The following is a 19,278-nucleotide window of genomic DNA, read 5'->3' on the forward strand; positions in this document are numbered from 1 at the left end:
TAATTGTTAAAGACGGGAAGGCTGAAATACATCCAATTGCGGGGACTTTCAAAAGAACCGGTAATGATGAAGAAGATGCTTTATTAGCTAAAAAATTAACAGAAGATGTAAAGGAAAATAGCGAGCATGTCATGCTTGTAGACCTGGCGCGCAACGATCTAAGCCGGCACGGGAATATGGTAAATGTTGAAAACTATAGGGAAGTTCAGTTCTTTTCTCATGTTATTCATCTTGTTTCAAAAGTTACGGGGCAAAAGAAAAAAGAAACACCAACTATGAAAGTTGTAGCCGACACTTTTCCGGCAGGTACCCTTAGTGGGGCACCCAAACATATGGCTATGCAACTCATTGAAAAGTATGAGACTACCAACAGAGATTATTACGGTGGGGCCATCGGGTTTATGGATTTTGACGGAGATTTTAATCACGCCATTATGATCCGGACCTTCTTAAGTAAGAATCACCAACTTCATTACCAGGCAGGAGCAGGTTTAGTGGCTGCCTCAGAACCGGAAAAAGAGCTGGAGGAAACTTACAATAAATTAGGAGCTCTTAATAAGGCCCTGGAAATTGCAGAAACTATCTGAAAAAGGACAATAAATTAGTCATGAATAAAATACTGGTAATAGATAATTACGATAGCTTTACTTATAACCTGGTACATTATCTGGAGGATTTGGGCTGCGAAGTAGTGGTTAAACGAAATGACCAGCTAAAATTGGAGGAAGTTGATGATTTTGGGAAAATAGTACTTTCGCCGGGTCCTGGAATCCCTGATGAAGCTGGACTACTTAAAGAAATAATTGCCAAATATGCACCAACAAAAAGTATATTTGGAGTTTGCCTTGGCCAGCAGGCAATTGGGGAAGTTTTCGGCGGTAAGTTGATAAATTTAGACGAAGTTTATCATGGGATCGCTACAAAAATAATCCTCGAAGATGAGGAGCCTTTATTTGAAGGCTTACCCAGGGAAATTGTAGTAGGCAGATATCATTCGTGGGTTGTTGATCCTCAACTTCCGGATGTACTTGAAGCTACTTCATTTGATGAGAATGGCCAGCTGATGTCATTAAGACACAAAACTTATGATGTTTGTGCTGTTCAATTTCATCCGGAATCTGTGCTCACTCCGCAAGGCAAGAAAATTCTTGAAAATTGGCTTATGGTTAATTAAATTATTTGTGATTCCCTATTAAATTTAAAACAAATGAAAACGATTCTAAATAAATTGATCAATCATGACATCCTCTCCAAGGAAGATGCAAAACAGGTATTGGTTAATATTGCCAAAGGGGCATATAACAATAACCAAATCGCTGCATTTCTTACGGTTTACATGATGCGCAGTATTACAATTGAAGAATTAGAAGGATTTCGAGATGCATTGTTAGAACTATGCTTGTCTATTGATCTATCTGAATACAATCCGATTGATCTTTGCGGAACAGGAGGTGATGGCAAGGATACTTTTAATATTTCTACGCTGGCATCCTTTGTTACGGCAGGAGCTGGTATTAAGGTAACTAAACATGGTAATTATGGGGTATCTTCTACCTGTGGGAGTAGCAATGTAATGGAATTTTTAGGTGTTAAATTTAGCAATGATCCCGACTTTCTGAGAAAGTCGATAGACGAAGCTGGTATATGTGTACTACATGCCCCTTTGTTTCATCCCGCTATGAAAAATGTGGCGCCTATTCGACGCGAACTTGGTGTAAAAACTTTTTTTAACATGCTTGGACCAATGGTAAATCCTGCCTTTCCAAAAAATCAAATAGTTGGTGTTTTTAATTTAGAATTAGCACGAATGTATGGGTATCTCTATCAGAATACCGATAAAAAATACACAGTTCTTCACTCCCTTGATGGATATGATGAGATTTCATTGACGGGGAGTACTAAAACTATTTCAAATAATACCGAGGCTATTTTGAATCCTTCAGATTTTGGAGTGGAAATTGTAAAGGAAAATGAAATAGCAGGAGGCGAAAGCATTGATAAATCTGCCCAAATATTCATGAATATATTACAGGGTAAAGGCACGGAAGCTCAAAACAATGTTGTCTGCGCCAATGCGGGAGTTGCTATCGCCACAGTTCTGAATATTAGTCCTAAACAAGGTTTTGAAAAAGCGAAAGAATCTCTCCTAAACAGAAATGGCCTAAATGCCCTAAGAAAATTACAGCAATTAAGTGTGTGATGGATATATTGGAAAAAATAGTAGTTGATAAGAAAAGGGAATTACTCCTAAAAAAAACTGTAATCCCTCTTAAGCAATTAGAGGCTTCATTGCTCTTCCAAAGGGAGCCTGTATCCCTGGCTAATGCATTGCGGAAAAGTAAAACGGGCGTTATTGCAGAGCACAAAAGAAGATCTCCTTCAAAATCTGTGATCAATCAAAATTCTAGTGTTCAGGACATTGCTACAGGATACATGAATGCAGGTGCTTGTGGTATGTCCGTTTTAACAGACACCAAATATTTTGGAGGGTCTCTTGATGATTTATTAATAGCCAGAGCCGCTGTTGATTTTCCATTGTTAAGAAAGGAATTTATCATAGACGAATACCAGATAATAGAAGGCCGTGCTTTCGGGGCTGACACTGTTTTACTTATTGCCGCTATTTTGACAAGAAAACAAATAAAGGTTTTATCAGAATTAGCAAAAAGTTTAGGTTTGGATGTTTTGCTGGAAGTTCATAATGAAGAAGAGTTGGTTAAATCAATAATGCCTAGTCTGGATATGTTGGGCGTAAATAATCGTAACCTAAAAACATTTGAAGTAAACTTAGAAACCAGCACTGCACTGTCTCACCAGATACCTGATGAATTTGTAAAGGTCTCCGAAAGTGGTATTAGCTCTGTTTCTGCTATTAATACACTAAGAGAATTTGGATATAAGGGTTTCCTGGTAGGAGAAAACTTTATGAAAACTACTAACCCCGGTGAGAGCGCCAGGCAATTTATAAAACAAATGGCAAAATGAAACTGAAAATTTGCGGAATGAGTCATAATATTGAGGCAGTGGCCCAGTTACATCCAGATTATCTCGGGTTTATATTCTGGAGGCCTTCCAAACGTTTTTTTGATGGGCCTATTCCTAAATTACATAAGACGATTAGAAAAGTTGGAGTTTTTGTTGATGCCAATTTGGATGAAATTATAAATCGCACAAATACATATGGCTTAAATGCCATACAATTGCATGGAAATGAATCTCCTGAATTCTGTGAGAATCTAAAAAAGAAATTTAAAAATCAAAACAGTAACGTTCAGATTATAAAGGTATTTAGCATAAAAGACATCTTTGATTTCTCACGACTTAGCCCATATGAGTCTTCATCGAATTTCTTTTTATTTGACACCAAGGGTAAGTTACCCGGCGGCAATGGATATCAATTTAATTGGGAAGTCCTAAAGGGGTATCCATCAAAAAAACCCTATTTCCTTAGTGGCGGAATAGGCCTTGAGGAACTTGACAATGTTTTAGAGTTTCTGCAAAAAGAAGAATCTAAATATTGCCATGCAATTGATATCAATAGTAGATTTGAAATATCTCCCGGTCTGAAGGATATAGATAAATTAAAGAAATTTAAGAATCGGTTGTTTGAAACCAACTCATAAAAAATACTAGAATATGACTTATCATGCTGATGAAAAAGGCTATTACGGACAGTTTGGAGGGGCATTTATACCAGAAATGCTATACCCTAATACTGAAGAACTCAGGCAGAACTACCTTCAGATTATGGAAGAACCTTCATTTATTAAAGAATTCCAAACCTTGTTAAAAGACTATGCTGGAAGGCCGACACCATTATATTTTGCTAATCGCCTTTCGAATAAATATAAAACAAAAATTTATCTGAAAAGGGAAGATTTATGCCATACAGGTGCTCATAAAGTCAATAATACCATTGGGCAAATTTTAATGGCTAAAAGTTTGGGTAAGTCACGAATCATAGCAGAAACAGGTGCCGGACAACATGGAGTGGCTACTGCAACAGTTTGTGCACTTATGGGAATTGAGTGTGTGGTTTATATGGGCGAAATAGATATTGCACGTCAAGCACCTAATGTGGCTAGAATGAAAATGTTAGGAGCAGAAGTAAGGCCCGCCCTATCGGGTAGCAGGACGCTCAAGGATGCTACGAATGAGGCTATACGCGACTGGATAAATAATCCGGTAAACACCCATTATATTATAGGTTCCGTTGTTGGCCCTCATCCCTATCCCGATATGGTAGCCAGATTTCAATCAGTAATTTCAGAGGAAATACAGTCTCAGTTGCTAGATAAAGAAGGTACTCCGAACCCCGATTATGTTGTGGCCTGTGTGGGTGGCGGAAGCAACGCCGCTGGTACTTATTATCATTATCTGGATAATAAAGATGTTGGGATCATTGCTGTGGAAGCTGCCGGCAAAGGAGTTCATTCCGGAAAAAGTGCAGCAACTTCTGCTCTTGGAAAGGTTGGAATTATTCACGGTAGTAAAACACTACTTATGCAAACTCAAGATGGTCAGATAACTGAACCGTATTCTATTTCCGCAGGTCTGGATTACCCGGGAGTAGGTCCTATGCACGCCCATTTGTACACTTCCGGAAGAGGTGAATTTATTTCTATTACCGATGACGAGGCTATGACAGCAGGATTAATGGTATCTCAATTAGAAGGCATTATCCCAGCTATAGAAACATCACATGCTTTCGCCATATTTGACCACAGAAAGTTTGAGCCAGACGATATTGTTGTTATAAACCTTTCTGGCAGAGGTGATAAAGACTTACAGACCTATATAGATTATTTCAAATTATAATTGGTTTCCATAAAATGAAGAACAGAATACAAAAAAAGTTGGGAGAAGACAAAAAGGTGCTTTCTATTTACTTCTCTGCCGGTTATCCCTGTCTGAATGATACGGTTTCTATTATTCAGGATTTGGAAAAAAGCGGTGTTGATATGATCGAAATAGGCTTACCATTCAGTGATCCGTTGGCAGATGGGCCTACCATTCAGGAAAGTTCTACAATAGCCTTAAAAAATGGCATGGGAACAGATTTACTGTTTAATCAATTGAAAGAAATAAGAAAAACAGTTTCAATTCCTCTGATCATCATGGGATATTTTAATCCTGTTTTGCAGTACGGAGTAGAGAATTTCTGCAAAAAATGCCAGGAAATAGGTGTTGATGGTCTTATCCTTCCAGATTTACCTCTGGACGTATACAAGTTAGAATATGATACTATCTTTAAAAAATATAACTTAATCAATATTTTTTTAATTACTCCACAAACCAGTGATACACGTATTAGGCAAATAGACGATGCTTCAGAAGGATTTATTTATATGGTAAGCTCTGCCAGTACTACTGGGGCTAAGCAAGGATTGGGAGAAGAACAAGAAGCTTATTTTGAGCGAATTGCCCGGATGAATCTTAAAAATCCTCAAATTGTAGGTTTTGGTATTAGTAATGCCCGAACATTTGAACAAGCTACAAGGACTGCCAAGGGCGCAATAATTGGTTCTGCCTTTATTAAAATGCTTTCACAGCAAGGTATTACCGGGATTTCAGAATTTATTAAACACCTTAACCCGAAACCATGAGTATAATTAACAATTGGAAAATTGTAATCCTGTTATGTCTGACCCTGGGAATGGCTCCTTTTTTTCCTGAGCCCCATTTATGGGGTAAATTAAAATGGGTTTTTGGAGGAGGTGTTGGAATGAAACCTATAGATTGGTTTGATCTTGTTTTACATGGGTTTCCTTTTATACTTTTATCTCGCTTGATTATTTTAAAGCTTAAGCACTTGCTCAACACGTAGAAATCCCTATTTTTAAATCTTTTATCAATTCAAATGACTATATGAAAAAATTAATAGCCCCATTGTTTCTTCTCATTTTTTGGAGTAACAACGCGCAAGACCTTGAATTAAAATCACAAGTAAGGCATACTATTGATGAACTTCGAGAATTTGTAGCAATCCCAAACGATGCCTTAGATCATTCAGATATCAACAGAAATCTGTCATGGCTCACCAAAAAATTTAATGAAAGAGGATTTAATTCATCCGTACTCCCCACTGAAGGAGAGTCCCTTTTTTTTGCAGCCCTCCCCATGGAAGATACCAAACCAACCATTCTCTTTTATATGCATTTCGACGGACAGTCCGTGGATCCTTCCAAGTGGGATCAACCAGATCCCTACAAAGTAGTTCTTAAAACAAAGGATAATGATGAATGGAAAACGCTTTCATTTGATGATTTAAAGGAGGATGTGAATTATGATTGGCGCCTATTTGGTCGTTCCACTTCAGACGATAAAGGCCCAATTGTAATGTTCCTGAACACCATAGATCTTTTGAAAAAAAACAATGTAAATATTCCGTTTAATATTAAAGTAATATTAGATGGGGAAGAAGAGAAAAGTAGTGCGCCTCTGCCAAAAGCGGTAAAGGAATATCGAGAGTTGTTAGAAGCAGATTATCTGGTCATTTCAGATGGTCCTGTCCATTCTTCGGGCAAACCAACAATTGCTTATGGCACCAGAGGCATAACAACATTAACACTAACTACCTACGGTCCAATAATGCCTCAGCACAGTGGTCATTATGGTAATTATGCTCCAAATCCCGGGTTTCAATTAGCCCAGGTATTAGCCAGTATGAAAGATCCAGATGGAAGAGTACTAATTGATGGCTACTATGACGGAATTAGTATTGATGAATCAACAATGAATATACTCCAAAGTGTACCGGATGTTGCCAAAACCATAAACACCCATCTTGCTATCAAACAGCCCGAAAAGGTGGGCGCTTTTTATCAGGAATCCATGCAATATCCTTCATTGAATATTCGGGGGTTATCTTCAGGATGGGTTGGCGAAAAAGCACGGACTATTGTCCCTGCCAGCGCTACTGCTGAAATAGACATTCGCCTTGTACCGGAATCTGATGGAGATCGTTTGAAAAACCTGGTAAAGAAACACATCGAAAATCAAGGGTATATTGTGATGACTGAGGTGCCGGATATGAACCAAAGAATGAAGCACGAGAAAATCATCACTATTACAGAGGGCTCGGTCACAGATGCATTCAGAACAGATTTGGACAACCCTTTCGGTAATTTCCTGGTGGGTACATTTAAAAAGACATTCTCAGAGGATGTAGTACAAATTAGGATCATGGGCGGTACTGTTCCTATTGCACCTTTTATTAACGAACTTAAGATTCCGGCTTTTCTTGTTCCTCTTGTGAATCCGGACAACAATCAACACAGCCCTAACGAAAATTTAAAAATCGGTCAGATTGCTTATGGAATTCAGGTATTCTACGCAATTATGAGCACTAAAATGGAATAAAGAGATTAATAGCCTTTACCAGTTAATAATCTTCAAAGTGCTCTGACTTTTACTAAAACCAGTCTCAATAATGACTATGCAGAATTTCTACTTGCATTAATATTTCCATATAATGAACGGGTGACTATTTTTTCATAAAGCGCTTTATATTTCGAATTCTCGCTGATTTGATGCAGGGCATATTGTTGAATGACCAATAACGGAAGTACAATATTTTCCCTGATCTTAATAGATTCTCTTGAAACAGCTTCATTTTCCATAAGCATTTCGGAATTGCTTATGAGCAATAACATTTGTTTTGACAACTGAAATTCATCATGCAGGATATTCCAGAAATCACCATATTCCTTATCATCCTTCATATAACTTGTGAGCTCAAAATAACACTTAGTTAAAGACATCATACTGTTGCGCATTAATGTTTCAAAGAAAGGAACTTCCTTGTATAGCTTTTTTAATTCTCTCAGCCTTCCCTCATCTTTCAGTTTTTTAATAGCCGTACCTATACCAAAATAACCGGGCACATTTTGTTTTAGTTGGCTCCATGAACCCACAAAAGATATTGCTCTTAGATCTGCAAGTTCTAATTTTGCCTTTTTACCCCTCTTTCCGGGTCTGCTGCCAATATTAGCCTTGGTATAATATTTTAACGTACTCCTGTTTTCGAGATAGGAAATAAACATTTCATGTTGCTTAAGGGCATCGTATTTCTCAAAACTAAGATCTGAGAGTTCTTCCATCAACTTTCGTGATTCCCTGGAGATCACATTTTCTTTGCCAAAGAGGTTATTAGATAATCCAGCCGTTAACAACTGTTCAGAATTATGCATAAACTGTTCCTTTGTGCCATACGTGCTTGTTATGGTCTGCCCCTGAATGGTTAATTGTATTTCATTATTAGCTATATCCTTAGTTTGTGCAGCATAAAAGCGATGCGTTTTTCCACCTCCGCGTGCAGGTGGCCCACCTCTGCCGTCAAAGAATATTGCATCAATTCCGTTCTTTGAACAAACTTTTGACAAAACTTCCTTGGTTTTTAAAATAGACCAGTTAGCCTTTAAATAACCCCCATCTTTCGTTCCATCGGAGAATCCGAGCATCATGGTCTGTTTACTACCGCGTTGTTCGAGATGCGAACGGTAGTCGGGTAAATCAAATAAGTATTGCATCGTGGCCTCGGCAGTATCCATTCCGTTCATTGTTTCAAAAAGCGGAACGATATCAAAAGTAATTTTATCCTTCTCCCAACCGCACCATCTGAATAGGCCATAAACAAAAAGAACTGAATAGATGTCCTCAGAATTACTAATAATATATCGGTTACAACCTTCTTCCCCGTTTTTATTCTGAATATCCCTTAAGTGGGAGATATTTGCAATAGTATCTTTTACAATTTCATCATTGAAATCCTTAGAGTCCAATTTCAACTTTTCGTTGAGAAGTAAATTTGTTAATTCATCTTCGGCAAGTTCGTCAAGGCTTTCCTTAATGTAATTATTGGTCTTAAGAACCGTTTCAACTACCAGTCTGTGTTTACTGTGGTCCTGACGAATATCCAGCGTAGCAAAATGTGTCTTAAATATTTTTACCTTGTCAATAAGATCATCCAGTTGTTTCAGGTAAAGCGAATTGTACTTATCTATCAAAATTTCTCTTACAGTAAGCAATGGTCCGATAATATCATCATAGCTTACTACTCTATTGGTGTCGAACATAGCTACGTAAAGTCTGTCCCTTAAATTATTCAGGTCAAGGAGCAGGTCTTTAAAAGTAAGTTTTTTACGAAGAATTTTGAGGTCGTTATAGTAACATTTCATTAGGTTAATACGGAGTTCATCTGCCACATCCTTGGTAATATCTGCCGTTACAAATGGATTCCCGTCTCTGTCGCCACCAGGCCAAAATCCCAGTTTAATAATATTGTAATTATCAAAATCATCATTCTCTATATTGCTTTTAATATATGTGAATAAATCCCCGACAGCAGCATAGTATACATTTCTGAGAATGTAAATAATGTTTTTTGCTTCATCTAATGGTGTAGGCTTCTTTGTATTTATTAACGAAGTGAGCCCCAACTGTTGAAGAACAACATCAATATCATTAATCTTATCTTCAAGAATTAACGATTTTAATTCTTCAATGATATCAAGTACAGCCGGGGTATAGAACTGAGTCGGATGAGCCGTTAAAACAATACGCGCACTAAAGGTTGATAATTTCTTTGCAATCTTTTCCCAGCTCTTATTTTTATCTACTAACTGAAAGTAATCTTTTATGGATAAAGAGCTTGAATGTTCATGTAACTTCGGAAATGCGGCATCTTCCACACTATCATACAATACCACTTGTCTTTCAACATATTGAATGACACTGAACATAAAATCAATTCTTGCCTGCTCGGTATCTATATTTGCGTAGTTCTGGAAAAATAAATCCAAAATTTGTTGTGGATTTTTGCCAGATTTCAGTCCTTTTTCACATTGATCAAACAAAAGGGGAATGAGCATCCCCACATTTTCGATCCCCTGATAGGGCAAATTTAAAAACAAGCTGTTATAAACGTAGAACTTATTTTTAACCAATTTTTTAAATTCCTCTAATCTTTCCGTCTTATGCATAAATTTTCTTAACTATTCAATTGAATCCTCTTAATTGTCGGCCCTAAATATTGGCTTAAATCTCTAAATATCCGCATTATAATATAATCTTTAGCCAGAAAAGTGGCAAATCACAAAATAATTTGTCTTCATAAAAAAACCAACATATTTCTCAATATAAATCCCAATATAAAAAACAATCATTACAGATTTAAAACAATGCCATTATAGAATATTTTTTTTCTAACCTACTAAGATTATTCAACATTTCTAAACAGTACAATTTTAGTGTTTAAAAAAAGGAAGGTATTGATCTACTCTAAATTGCAATGTCGTATACTGTGGATTCTCTATTTTTTCCCTTTTAAAAGACTCAAAACTGCCCACGGCCCTATTAGCAGAACCGGAAGGTGCTGTTAAGGATACCGTTCTGATAGTCCTTTTTAAATTACCAGAAAGTGTAAACTTATGTACCCGCGGAATCCCTTCAGAAATTGGCTCTAATTTTAAACCATGCTCCTTAATATGTTTTCTAAAAAAATATTCTGGCCCGTTTTTGCTATTTCCTCCGGTAAACAATAACCATTCTACATTTGTGTAGTTATGTAAATAGGCAATAATGTTCCTAAGGGTAACATTCTTCATACCCAAATCGGATGCATCTACTTTAATTCGCTCTGCACTTTCAACAATATCGCAGATTCCAATTCTTTGTTCTATTAAAAAATCCATACGTTGTTTTACAGCCTCATTGGTTGTTTCGTACTTTAAGTTCAATCCAAAAATTTGATTCAAAATAGGCCATAACTGACCATCCCTGCTCCCATAACAAAAATCGACATCCCCTTTTCTCAAATCCCCTGTCGTAAACCTCGGGGGTGGCAGGGTACCCACAATGAGTTTTGTGGCGGCATCAAACAAAAAAGGTGGATAAGGATGGGTATGTAAAAACAATCTGAATACTAATTATCGCTGATTTCTAAATAATCTCACAAAGTTATAAAGATAGTATTTTGCAAAAAGGCAAAATGGCAGATTGCTTTTTAATACTAAATTTTGTACTTTAAGTGAAATATATAGCACTTATGGGTAAAGGGGATATTAAAACCAAAAGAGGCAAGATTTCCAATAAATCATATGGAGTTCTAAGACCGAAAAAGTCGAAGGTAAAAGTGGTGGTTGTAAAGAAAAAAAAGGCTAAAGCCAAAGCCTAGTCAACAACAAACTGCAGACTAACTTCTCCTTCTTCATTTATATTCAGCTTATAGGTGTAAAAGCCAATGGGAAGTTCCGTTTCCCCTACAAAATCAATAGGCTGAAGTACATAAATGTCTTCCCCGGATTTGATTTCTACAAAGGCGTATTGATAAGCCATTTCATATACCAAATAATTTGAATAATCGCCAGGTGCTATATTTGTATACAATTCTTCATTGGTACCCACCTGTACCTCATCAAAATTGATATTACTATCATTCTTGATACGGATATTAATTGTATCTACATTATCATCCCTGTCTGTACAGCTTAATGTAAATACTAAAAATGTGAGTAGAACAAAACCAATATTTTTCATTGCAAGTTGTTTATTAATAGAACTTCATATTATAAACGCAAGCTTCAGAAAATTATTCTATCGAACAAAAACGGGTTGATTTTCTTTTAAAGTGTGCTCTTTACTGTAGATATATTCGTCCAGGTTAAATCCTCTTATATCTTCAAGAGTTTTTGAATCTGTATCCAGTATATAACGTACCATGGAACCACGGGCTTTTTTAGCGAAGAAACTAATTACTTTGAGTTTATCGTTTTTCCAATCCTTAAATACAGGAGTAATTACATTGGTTTTTAATTTTTTTTCATCCACTGCACCAAAATACTCATTACTGGCAAGATTAATAAAAAGCTCTCCTTCTTCCAATTCATCGTTTAAAAAGTTGGTCACACTTTGTTTCCAGAAATCATAAAGATTCTTTTTTCGACCAATTTTTAATTGTGTCCCCATTTCCAAACGATAGGGCTGAATAAGATCAAGAGGCTTTAAAACGCCATATAAACCCGAAAGGATTCGAACTGTGCCCTGCAACTTTTCCAATTTATTCTCAGAAATACTATATGCATCTAATCCCTGATAAACATCCCCATTGAAAGCATATATGGCAGGACGGGCATTTTCCGGGGTGAATGGCAGTGAAAACTTTTGGTTGCGTTCCCAGTTTAATTCAGCAAGGTCATTTGAAATACTCATTAATTTAGATAGGGACTTAGGGTTTTTCTTTACCAGTACCTTAATTAGTTTTTCAGACTGCTCAAGAAACTTCGGTTGTGAATATTTTACCGTGGTTAAAGGGCGTTCAAAGTCTAGCGACTTGGCGGGAGAAAGCAGAATCTTCATATTTCAATAATTTTAAGATAAAAGTAAAGAGGATTTTTGTGAATTCCTTTATAAGAATGAAAAGACTTATCAATACCCCTATCAACGAAATTTATTGCTATTGAGAATGCCGGGAATAATGCCTCCACTTCTCAATGCAATTTGCCATATCATCGGGCAATTCACTATTAAAACGCATCATTTTACCACTTACCGGATGTACAAATCCAAGAGTCTTAGCATGCAAAGCCTGTCTTGGCAGGATTTTAAAAGCATTTTCTACAAACTGTTTGTATTTGGTAAAAGTTGTGCCCTTTAATATTTTATCACCCCCATAACGTTCGTCATTAAAAATCGTATGCCCAATATATTTCATGTGCACCCGAATCTGATGTGTTCTTCCAGTCTCCAGCTTGCAAGCCACCAGAGTTACATATCCTAAGCGTTCTAAAACTTTATAATGTGTAATTGCAGCTTTTCCCTTATCACCATCAGGAAAAACTTGCATTTGAAGTCGGTTTTTTGGATTACGGTCAATATGTCCTTCGATGGTTCCTTCGTCTGCATCTATATTACCCCAAACCAGCGCTAAATATTCTCTCTCGCTGGTTTTATCAAAAAATTGTTTCGCCAAATAAGTCATAGCCATTTCAGTTTTGGCAATTACCAATAATCCGGAAGTATCCTTGTCGATACGATGAACCAGACCTGGCCTTTCATCAGAGTTTACAGGTAAGTTTTTTATATGATGTAATAAAGCATTAATTAAGGTGCCAGAATAATTACCATGCCCAGGATGTACTACCATTCCGGCAGGTTTGTTTACAACCAGAAGGCTTTCATCTTCATAGACAATATTCAAAGGGATGTCTTCGGGAGACAACAAAAACTCATAAGGTGGGTGTTCGAAGAACACCTTAACCTCATCCCCTGCTTTTACTTTGTAGTTTTGTTTTACAACAGATTCGTTAACCCAAATATGGCCTTTCTTGGCAGCTAACTGAATTTTATTCCGAGTTGCATTTTCAATAAAATTCATTAAAAACTTATCTACACGCAAAGGTTCCTGCCCTTTGGAAGCAACGAAATTATAATGCTCATAAAGCTCATCTTCTTCAGGATCTGAAGTGTTCGCAATTGCCATTTCTTATTCTGAATCGGCTTTGACTTGCGCCCGGCCAGTTATTGTTCCGTTTCCGCATACCAATTCAATTTTTGAAGTTTTTGGTATTTTGTCTCCAGGATTGATAGTCTTTCCCTTGAACCTAATATAGTATACCATATCCTTTCCCAGCTCATCAATATAAGTGACACGTTCAACATCTAATCCAACAGCCCGGAGCATTGATCCTGCATTACGTTGAGTAACCTGAATAATATTTGGTACTGTTACTTTTTTATAACCGGAAGGATTAACCGTAATATATATTTTTCTATTTTCTTTCACCTCATTCCCTGCAGGAGGATCCTGTTCAATTATAGAAAATCTGGGATATTCAGGATTAAAATTGGCTGAATCTAATACTTCATATCGCAAATTCGCATCCTCTATAACATCTCTCATTTCCATAACAGATAACTTTGATAAATCCGGGACCTCAACAAATTCTCCATGCTTGGTTGATTTTTTTAACCATTGTAAGGCAAATACGGATAAAACAACTATAACTAAAAAAGCAAGTCCTATATTGAACAGAAAAACTTTACTTCTAAGAAAATTCCAAAAATTCTTCATCGCTTTTTTTTATATATGACACAAATATAGGAAACCCTATCATTTTTTATTTACGTTAAAATCGTGATATTTGTCTAAACTGGTTAAGAGTTTATTTATATAACATGACATGAAAAAGAATATTGCCATTATTATGGGGGGCTATTCCAGTGAGTATAAAATCTCATTAAAGAGTGGTAATGTGGTTTTTAAATATTTAGATAAGCAGAAATTTAATGCATATCGTATTGTAATTTCCAAAGAAAAATGGGTTTACCTGGATAAAGAAGAAAATGAAACAATTGTAAACAAGCACGATTTTTCAATAAAGATTCAGAATCGCATTCTCACATTCGATTGCGTATTTAATGCAATTCATGGTTCACCGGGGGAAGATGGATTAATGCAGGCCTATTTTGCCCTTTTAGAAATTCCTCAAACTTCGTGCGGTCATTATCAGGCAGCCCTAACCTTTAATAAAAGAGATTTGCTAAGTACACTTAAACCTTATGGTATTAAAGCAGCAAATTCTTACTATCTGAATTTGGGCGATACCATTAATCATCAGGCCATTATTGAAAAGGTTGGCCTGCCCTGTTTTGTAAAAGCAAACAAAGCCGGTAGTAGTTTTGGAATCTCGAAAGTTTATAAAAAAAATGATTTAAAAGCAGCAATAGACAAGGCATTTCTTGAGGACGATGAGATTATTATTGAATCTTTTCTCAACGGTAAAGAAGTTTCCGTTGGCGTTATAACCTTTAAAGGCAAAACTATGGTATTGCCTTTAACTGAAATTGTAACAGATAATGATTTTTTTGATTATGAAGCAAAATATGAGGGAAAGTCAAATGAAATTACCCCTGCCCTTTTAACCAAAACCCAGGAAGAAAACATTAGATATCAGGCCAAAAAGGCTTATGAAGTTTTAAAAATGAAAGGTTTTTCCAGAAGCGAATTTATATTTATCGGGAACGAACCTCACATGTTAGAGATGAATACAACTCCCGGCTTAACCGAAGAGAGTATTCTTCCCCAGCAGGCACAAATAGCAGGTATTAGTTTGCCTGAACTTTTTGAAAGCGCCATAGATGAAGCATTGAAGTAAATTGAGTACATTTAAATACTAAATAAGAATCCCAATGAAGCGAGCTATTTTTCCAGGTTCTTTTGATCCGATAACTTTGGGCCATTCTGATATTATAGAAAGGGGAATTTGTCTATTTGATGAACTGATCATTGCTATCGGAATAAATGCTGAAAAAAAATATATGTTCTCTCTAAAAGAACGGATGACTTTTATTTCAGAGGCTTTTAAAGACGAGCCAAAAGTCAAAATTATGACTTATGAAGGCCTGACTATAGATTTTTGTAAGAAAGTAAATGCAACATATATTCTTCGCGGACTTCGTAACCCGGGAGATTTTGAGTTCGAAAAAGCCATTGCTCATACAAATAGAAAGCTTTCAGATATTGAAACAGTTTTTCTACTTACCGCTTCCGGTAAATCCTTTATTAGCTCATCAATTGTAAGAGATGTAATCAGAAATGGAGGGGATTATAGTGTTTTAGTACCCAATACTGTTAAATTATCATGAATTTTATCGATTAACACTCTTATTTGCTCGCCTAAGGGCTTTTTATCCTATGCTCAAAATTTTACTAAATATTATATTTTAGTAGGAATTTACTTTCTTTTTGTGTTATTTTAACCTGTACCCTATGTAAAATTGAAGTCACACAACGAGTTTGGAGGAGTTCACAACAATCATTGACAAATGATAGAAAATCGTATTACTTTAGTAAGAAATTACGGCATAATGTTGCGTGAGACCCAAACACCATCTAATGATTACCTTATAAAGCAATTACCAGTTTCAACGGTATTCGTAGATAAAAAATTTAAAATAATCCATGCTTCAGATAAGTGGATTACTGATTTCGATTTTACAAATAGGGATGTTCATGGTAAGTCCTTATTTGAGCTCTTTGGTAACATCAGTAAATCCTGGAAAAAAGATCTCCATAGTGTATTCAAAGGTAAAGCCAGGCTAACTGGAATAGAAAATTTTTATGACACTCAAAAAAATGAAAAATGGTTTGAGTGGATAAATGTTCCGTGGTATGACGAAAAGGAAAATATTATTGGTGTCATTATTCAAACTAAGGATATTTCCAAGACTATTTTTGATGATATTAAATTAGAGAAACTTGAAATTTTATTTAGGGATAAATCCGAAATATCAAAAATTGGAAGTTGGGAGTATGATGCGGTTAATGATAAACTAACATGGTGTAAAATAACCAAATGTATTCATGAGGTACCTGAGGATTTTAAACCAGATATTGAAGGTGGTATTAATTTTTATAAGGAAGGTTATAGTAGAAATACGGTAGCTATGGCGGTTGACAGAGCTATGACCAAGGGAATATCCTGGAATGAAACTTTACAATTAATAACAGCAAAAGGGAAAGAAATCTCCGTTATAGCTGCAGGAAAACCCGTTTTTAAAGATGAAAAGTTTTTGGGCCTTATCGGAACATTCAAAGATATAACCGATGAAGTATTATCCAAGGCAAGAACTGAAGAACAAGAGCGTATTTTCAGCAGTATTTTTAATTCTTCTTATCAGTTTACAGGTATTTTAGATATTGATGGTACTTTCCTTGAAGTTAACGATACTGCTTTACAATTTTCAGACCTCAAACAGGAAGATATCGTTAATAAGAAGTTTTGGGACGCATATTGGTGGCCAATTCCGGATATGGTAAAAGAAGGGTTAAAGCAAGTTATAGCTGCCGCAGCCCAGGGTGAGTTTATGCGGAGTGAGATAGTTGTTCTTGATAAAAACAAACAACCTATCCCTGTGGATTTCAGTTTAAAACCTATTTACAACGAAGATAACAGAGTAGTATCTCTTTTGGCCGAGGGACGTATGATAAAAGAAATGGTTGAGGCCAGACAGAAACTGAAAATAAGTGAACAGAAATTTAGGGCCTTATATGAGTTATCCCCAATTGCTTATATACTCAGTGATCTTGAAACCGGGGAGATTCTTGATTTTAACAGTTCCTTCGAAGCGGCGACATCCTATAGCAAGGAAGACATGGCTAACCTAAGGTACGCCGATATTATACCTGATTCATCCAGGCATAAATTGATTAATTTCATTAAGGAAGTAGAATCCAAAGGCACTTATGGTCCTTTTGAACATATTTTCGTTAAAAAAGATGGAACAAGCTACCCTGTTTTAATAAGTGGCTCCCTGGTGGGAAATAAAAAAGGGAGAAAATTACTTTGGTCTACTGCACAGAACATCTCTGAAGTAAAGAAAAAAGAAAATCAAATTAGGGAAGAGCAAAAACTACTAAAGACATTAATAGATAACTTACCTCTCAATGTATATATAAAAGATCTGGAATCCAGGAAAATTTTAGTGAATAAATCAGAATTGTTTTATTGTGGGTTTAAAGAAGAATCTGAGGTTTTAGGTAAAAGTGATTATGATTTTTACGATGAAAAATCTGCCTTAATTTCCAGAGAGGAAGACCTGGATGTTATTAATACCTTAAATCCAATTTTGGGTAAAGAAACAATAAGTGTCAAAAAAGATGGAAGTTTAACTAAATTTATGACTTCTAAAATTCCACTTATTGGCCCGGATGGTAAGGCCAGTGGTCTGATAGGAATAAGCATGGATATTTCTGATCTTAAACAACAAGAACAGGAACTTAGAGATCTTATTAATGTAACTTCCATTCAAAACAAACAGTTAATTAATTTCGCACACATTGTATCACATAATTTAAGGTCGCATACAGCAAATTTTTCCATGTTACTGGAGTTTCTGGTCGAGGAGAAAGACGCGAATGAACAAGAAAATATAATAAAAATGCTAACTGAGGCATCCGATAACCTATTGGAAACCCTGGATAACCTCAATGAAGTGGTGGCCATTAGTACAAACGTAAACCTAGATAAAAAACCAGTAAAATTAAACAATAAGATTGCAGCTGCAGAGAAAAATTTAGCGGCTTTTCTTAAAAAGAACAATGCTAAAATTATCAATAATATTCCCGATGATACTTATGTAAAAGTAATACCCGCTTATATAGACAGCATAATTATGAACTTTATAACCAATGCTGTAAAATATAAGGACAATAGTCGTGATCCGGTTATTAAATTAACTGTGTCTAAAAATGAGAAATATACTATTTTAAGTATTGAAGATAACGGACTTGGCATTGATTTGAATAAATATGGTGAAAAATTATTCGGAATGTATAAAACATTCCATGATAATTCAGATGCACGGGGCATTGGGTTATACATTACCAAAAATCAAGTTGAAGCCATGAATGGAAAGATTATGGCCTGCAGTGAAGTGGGTAAAGGAACTACGTTTAACATATATTTTAATGATAAAGCTTAAATCAATAGCCATAGTAGATGATGATCCAATAACTGTATTTGGAATTAAAAGGATGCTTAGCTCCTTAAATGTAAGCGAGAACATAAATACTTATGTAAATGGGAAAGAGGCCATTGATGATTTTAAAAGTATTATAAAAAATAATAAAGAGGTCCCTGAGGTTATATTTTTGGACATAAACATGCCTATAATGGATGGATGGCAATTTCTTGAGGAGTTCATAACATTGCCCATACCACATAAAATAAGAATCAACATCTTAACTTCGTCTATTGATCCGGCCGATAGAGAGAGCTGGCAACACTATATGTCCAGAACGCACCACATCATAGATTACAAAAACAAACCTATACAAAAGAAGGAGATTGAAGAGATTACGAAGGCAGCTTAGGTTATAAGCCTTTAGTCAAACTTCGCTTGATGTATTGCAATATATATGCGCTCAAAATATAATGCAGCTTACCATTTGCTATGTCATGTATGCCGTTTTCCTATGGACACGCTTACCAAAAGAAAACTAATCAGCAAATAATGATTTTATATTGGTATAAGAATTTTCCAGGGCCTTCTGAATTTTCTGTGGCCCTTTCCATTTTACTTTTTCTATACCCTCGCTTTTTTGACCAACTAACTTTCCCTTATAAGTTGTTTTCATTGCATACCAATGAACTTCCTTGAGTTTGTAGATTCCGTTTCTTTTAAAAATGTGGTAGGTAGTCCGCAAAAAGTTTTCAATCTTTAACCCTTTTACCCCAGTTTCTTCCTCAACTTCTCTAAGTGCACATTCTTCTATAG

General features: G+C 35.9%; 21 protein-coding genes. 14 read left to right on the top strand and 7 right to left on the bottom strand.

What is annotated here, in order from left to right; translation table 11 throughout:
• The 9 genes from WBN20_RS16635 to WBN20_RS16675 form a co-directional block, all read left to right on the top strand.
• On the top strand, positions 1–587 hold a 587-nt coding region (locus WBN20_RS16635), incomplete at its 5' end, for an anthranilate synthase component I family protein (protein ID WP_424282497.1).
• A 20-nt stretch (positions 588–607) separates the two neighbouring features.
• Positions 608–1,174 (top strand): anthranilate synthase component II, encoded by a 567-nt coding sequence (locus WBN20_RS16640; protein WP_424282498.1) that lies wholly within the window; start codon positions 608–610, stop codon positions 1,172–1,174.
• Positions 1,175–1,207: 33 nt separating this feature from the next.
• Entirely contained in the window at positions 1,208–2,200 is a 993-nt protein-coding gene (gene trpD, locus WBN20_RS16645; protein ID WP_424282499.1) for an anthranilate phosphoribosyltransferase, read from the top strand.
• Positions 2,200–2,985, top strand: a complete 786-nt coding sequence (trpC, locus tag WBN20_RS16650; RefSeq protein ID WP_424282500.1) for an indole-3-glycerol phosphate synthase TrpC — start codon at positions 2,200–2,202, stop codon at positions 2,983–2,985. Before trpD ends, trpC begins: the two co-directional genes overlap by 1 nt.
• Positions 2,982–3,623, top strand: a complete 642-nt coding sequence (locus tag WBN20_RS16655; protein ID WP_424282501.1) for a phosphoribosylanthranilate isomerase — start codon at positions 2,982–2,984, stop codon at positions 3,621–3,623. Before trpC ends, WBN20_RS16655 begins: the two co-directional genes overlap by 4 nt.
• 13 nt (positions 3,624–3,636) lie before the next feature.
• On the top strand, positions 3,637–4,818 hold the full coding sequence (gene trpB, locus WBN20_RS16660) for a tryptophan synthase subunit beta (RefSeq protein ID WP_424272635.1): 1,182 nt from the start codon (positions 3,637–3,639) through the stop codon (positions 4,816–4,818).
• 14 nt (positions 4,819–4,832) lie between these two features.
• Complete coding sequence (gene trpA / locus WBN20_RS16665) at positions 4,833–5,606, top strand: tryptophan synthase subunit alpha (protein ID WP_424282502.1); 774 nt, start codon at positions 4,833–4,835, stop codon at positions 5,604–5,606.
• Positions 5,603–5,827, top strand: a complete 225-nt coding sequence (locus tag WBN20_RS16670) for a hypothetical protein (protein WP_424272633.1) — start codon at positions 5,603–5,605, stop codon at positions 5,825–5,827. Before trpA ends, WBN20_RS16670 begins: the two co-directional genes overlap by 4 nt.
• A gap of 41 nt (positions 5,828–5,868) precedes the next feature.
• Positions 5,869–7,362: a M20/M25/M40 family metallo-hydrolase gene (locus WBN20_RS16675; protein ID WP_424272632.1), complete on the top strand. Its 1,494-nt coding sequence runs from the start codon at positions 5,869–5,871 to the stop codon at positions 7,360–7,362.
• Between the two features lie 74 nt (positions 7,363–7,436).
• On the opposite strand, the gene WBN20_RS16680 is transcribed toward WBN20_RS16675, so the two are convergent.
• Complete coding sequence (locus tag WBN20_RS16680) at positions 7,437–9,983, bottom strand: phosphoenolpyruvate carboxylase (protein WP_424282503.1); 2,547 nt, start codon at positions 9,981–9,983, stop codon at positions 7,437–7,439.
• A 264-nt stretch (positions 9,984–10,247) separates the two neighbouring features.
• A complete protein-coding gene (locus WBN20_RS16685) occupies positions 10,248–10,916 on the bottom strand; it encodes a uracil-DNA glycosylase family protein (protein ID WP_424282504.1) in 669 nt (222 codons plus the stop codon).
• Positions 10,917–11,047: 131 nt separating this feature from the next.
• Here WBN20_RS16685 and WBN20_RS16690 point away from each other — a divergent pair, with 131 nt between their 5' ends.
• Positions 11,048–11,176, top strand: a complete 129-nt coding sequence (locus WBN20_RS16690; RefSeq protein WP_424271297.1) for a 30S ribosomal protein THX — start codon at positions 11,048–11,050, stop codon at positions 11,174–11,176.
• Here WBN20_RS16690 and WBN20_RS16695 read toward each other — a convergent pair.
• From WBN20_RS16695 to WBN20_RS16710, 4 genes are all read right to left on the bottom strand, one after another.
• On the bottom strand, positions 11,173–11,538 hold the full coding sequence (locus tag WBN20_RS16695; RefSeq protein ID WP_424271295.1) for a hypothetical protein: 366 nt from the start codon (positions 11,536–11,538) through the stop codon (positions 11,173–11,175). The genes WBN20_RS16690 and WBN20_RS16695 overlap by 4 nt on opposite strands.
• Before the next feature lie 57 nt (positions 11,539–11,595).
• Positions 11,596–12,357: a peroxide stress protein YaaA gene (gene yaaA / locus WBN20_RS16700; RefSeq protein WP_424282505.1), complete on the bottom strand. Its 762-nt coding sequence runs from the start codon at positions 12,355–12,357 to the stop codon at positions 11,596–11,598.
• 97 nt (positions 12,358–12,454) lie between these two features.
• Entirely contained in the window at positions 12,455–13,480 is a 1,026-nt protein-coding gene (locus WBN20_RS16705; protein WP_424282506.1) for an RluA family pseudouridine synthase, read from the bottom strand.
• Positions 13,481–13,483: 3 nt separating this feature from the next.
• The gene (locus WBN20_RS16710) at positions 13,484–14,071 is read right to left on the bottom strand and encodes a PASTA domain-containing protein (RefSeq protein WP_424273434.1); all 588 of its coding nucleotides are present in this window, start codon (positions 14,069–14,071) and stop codon (positions 13,484–13,486) included.
• Between the two features lie 109 nt (positions 14,072–14,180).
• On the opposite strand from WBN20_RS16710, the gene WBN20_RS16715 reads away from it, so the two are divergent.
• The 4 genes from WBN20_RS16715 (at position 14,181) to WBN20_RS16730 (ending at position 18,874) form a co-directional block, all read left to right on the top strand.
• The gene (locus WBN20_RS16715) at positions 14,181–15,155 is read left to right on the top strand and encodes a D-alanine--D-alanine ligase (protein WP_424282507.1); all 975 of its coding nucleotides are present in this window, start codon (positions 14,181–14,183) and stop codon (positions 15,153–15,155) included.
• Positions 15,156–15,189: 34 nt separating this feature from the next.
• Complete coding sequence (gene coaD / locus WBN20_RS16720) at positions 15,190–15,645, top strand: pantetheine-phosphate adenylyltransferase (RefSeq protein ID WP_424272764.1); 456 nt, start codon at positions 15,190–15,192, stop codon at positions 15,643–15,645.
• Between the two features lie 180 nt (positions 15,646–15,825).
• Positions 15,826–18,483 (top strand): PAS domain S-box protein, encoded by a 2,658-nt coding sequence (locus tag WBN20_RS16725; RefSeq protein WP_424282508.1) that lies wholly within the window; start codon positions 15,826–15,828, stop codon positions 18,481–18,483.
• Entirely contained in the window at positions 18,470–18,874 is a 405-nt protein-coding gene (locus tag WBN20_RS16730; RefSeq protein WP_424275853.1) for a response regulator, read from the top strand. The genes WBN20_RS16725 and WBN20_RS16730 overlap by 14 nt, the downstream gene beginning before the upstream one ends.
• Before the next feature lie 126 nt (positions 18,875–19,000).
• Here the strand turns inward: WBN20_RS16730 and WBN20_RS16735 are convergent.
• On the bottom strand, positions 19,001–19,278 hold a 278-nt coding region (locus WBN20_RS16735), incomplete at its 5' end, for an NUDIX domain-containing protein (RefSeq protein ID WP_424282509.1).

Origin of the sequence: Eudoraea sp. (assembly GCF_049665975.1) — a bacterium.
GTDB lineage: Bacteria > Bacteroidota > Bacteroidia > Flavobacteriales > Flavobacteriaceae > Eudoraea.

What these genes read in the sequence shown, in the direction of transcription:
- trpB (WP_424272635.1), top strand. Translation starts at nt 3,637, where the DNA reads ATGACTTATCATGCTGATGAAAAAGGCTATTACGGACAGTTTGGAGGG.
- WBN20_RS16730 (WP_424275853.1), top strand. Translation starts at nt 18,470, where the DNA reads ATGATAAAGCTTAAATCAATAGCCATAGTAGATGATGATCCAATAACT.
- yaaA (WP_424282505.1), bottom strand. Translation starts at nt 12,357, where the DNA reads ATGAAGATTCTGCTTTCTCCCGCCAAGTCGCTAGACTTTGAACGCCCT.
- WBN20_RS16725 (WP_424282508.1), top strand. Translation starts at nt 15,826, where the DNA reads ATGATAGAAAATCGTATTACTTTAGTAAGAAATTACGGCATAATGTTG.
- WBN20_RS16705 (WP_424282506.1), bottom strand. Translation starts at nt 13,480, where the DNA reads ATGGCAATTGCGAACACTTCAGATCCTGAAGAAGATGAGCTTTATGAG.
- WBN20_RS16655 (WP_424282501.1), top strand. Translation starts at nt 2,982, where the DNA reads ATGAAACTGAAAATTTGCGGAATGAGTCATAATATTGAGGCAGTGGCC.
- WBN20_RS16640 (WP_424282498.1), top strand. Translation starts at nt 608, where the DNA reads ATGAATAAAATACTGGTAATAGATAATTACGATAGCTTTACTTATAAC.
- trpD (WP_424282499.1), top strand. Translation starts at nt 1,208, where the DNA reads ATGAAAACGATTCTAAATAAATTGATCAATCATGACATCCTCTCCAAG.
- WBN20_RS16690 (WP_424271297.1), top strand. Translation starts at nt 11,048, where the DNA reads ATGGGTAAAGGGGATATTAAAACCAAAAGAGGCAAGATTTCCAATAAA.
- trpC (WP_424282500.1), top strand. Translation starts at nt 2,200, where the DNA reads ATGGATATATTGGAAAAAATAGTAGTTGATAAGAAAAGGGAATTACTC.
- trpA (WP_424282502.1), top strand. Translation starts at nt 4,833, where the DNA reads ATGAAGAACAGAATACAAAAAAAGTTGGGAGAAGACAAAAAGGTGCTT.
- coaD (WP_424272764.1), top strand. Translation starts at nt 15,190, where the DNA reads ATGAAGCGAGCTATTTTTCCAGGTTCTTTTGATCCGATAACTTTGGGC.
- WBN20_RS16695 (WP_424271295.1), bottom strand. Translation starts at nt 11,538, where the DNA reads ATGAAAAATATTGGTTTTGTTCTACTCACATTTTTAGTATTTACATTA.
- WBN20_RS16710 (WP_424273434.1), bottom strand. Translation starts at nt 14,071, where the DNA reads ATGAAGAATTTTTGGAATTTTCTTAGAAGTAAAGTTTTTCTGTTCAAT.
- WBN20_RS16670 (WP_424272633.1), top strand. Translation starts at nt 5,603, where the DNA reads ATGAGTATAATTAACAATTGGAAAATTGTAATCCTGTTATGTCTGACC.
- WBN20_RS16680 (WP_424282503.1), bottom strand. Translation starts at nt 9,983, where the DNA reads ATGCATAAGACGGAAAGATTAGAGGAATTTAAAAAATTGGTTAAAAAT.
- WBN20_RS16675 (WP_424272632.1), top strand. Translation starts at nt 5,869, where the DNA reads ATGAAAAAATTAATAGCCCCATTGTTTCTTCTCATTTTTTGGAGTAAC.
- WBN20_RS16715 (WP_424282507.1), top strand. Translation starts at nt 14,181, where the DNA reads ATGAAAAAGAATATTGCCATTATTATGGGGGGCTATTCCAGTGAGTAT.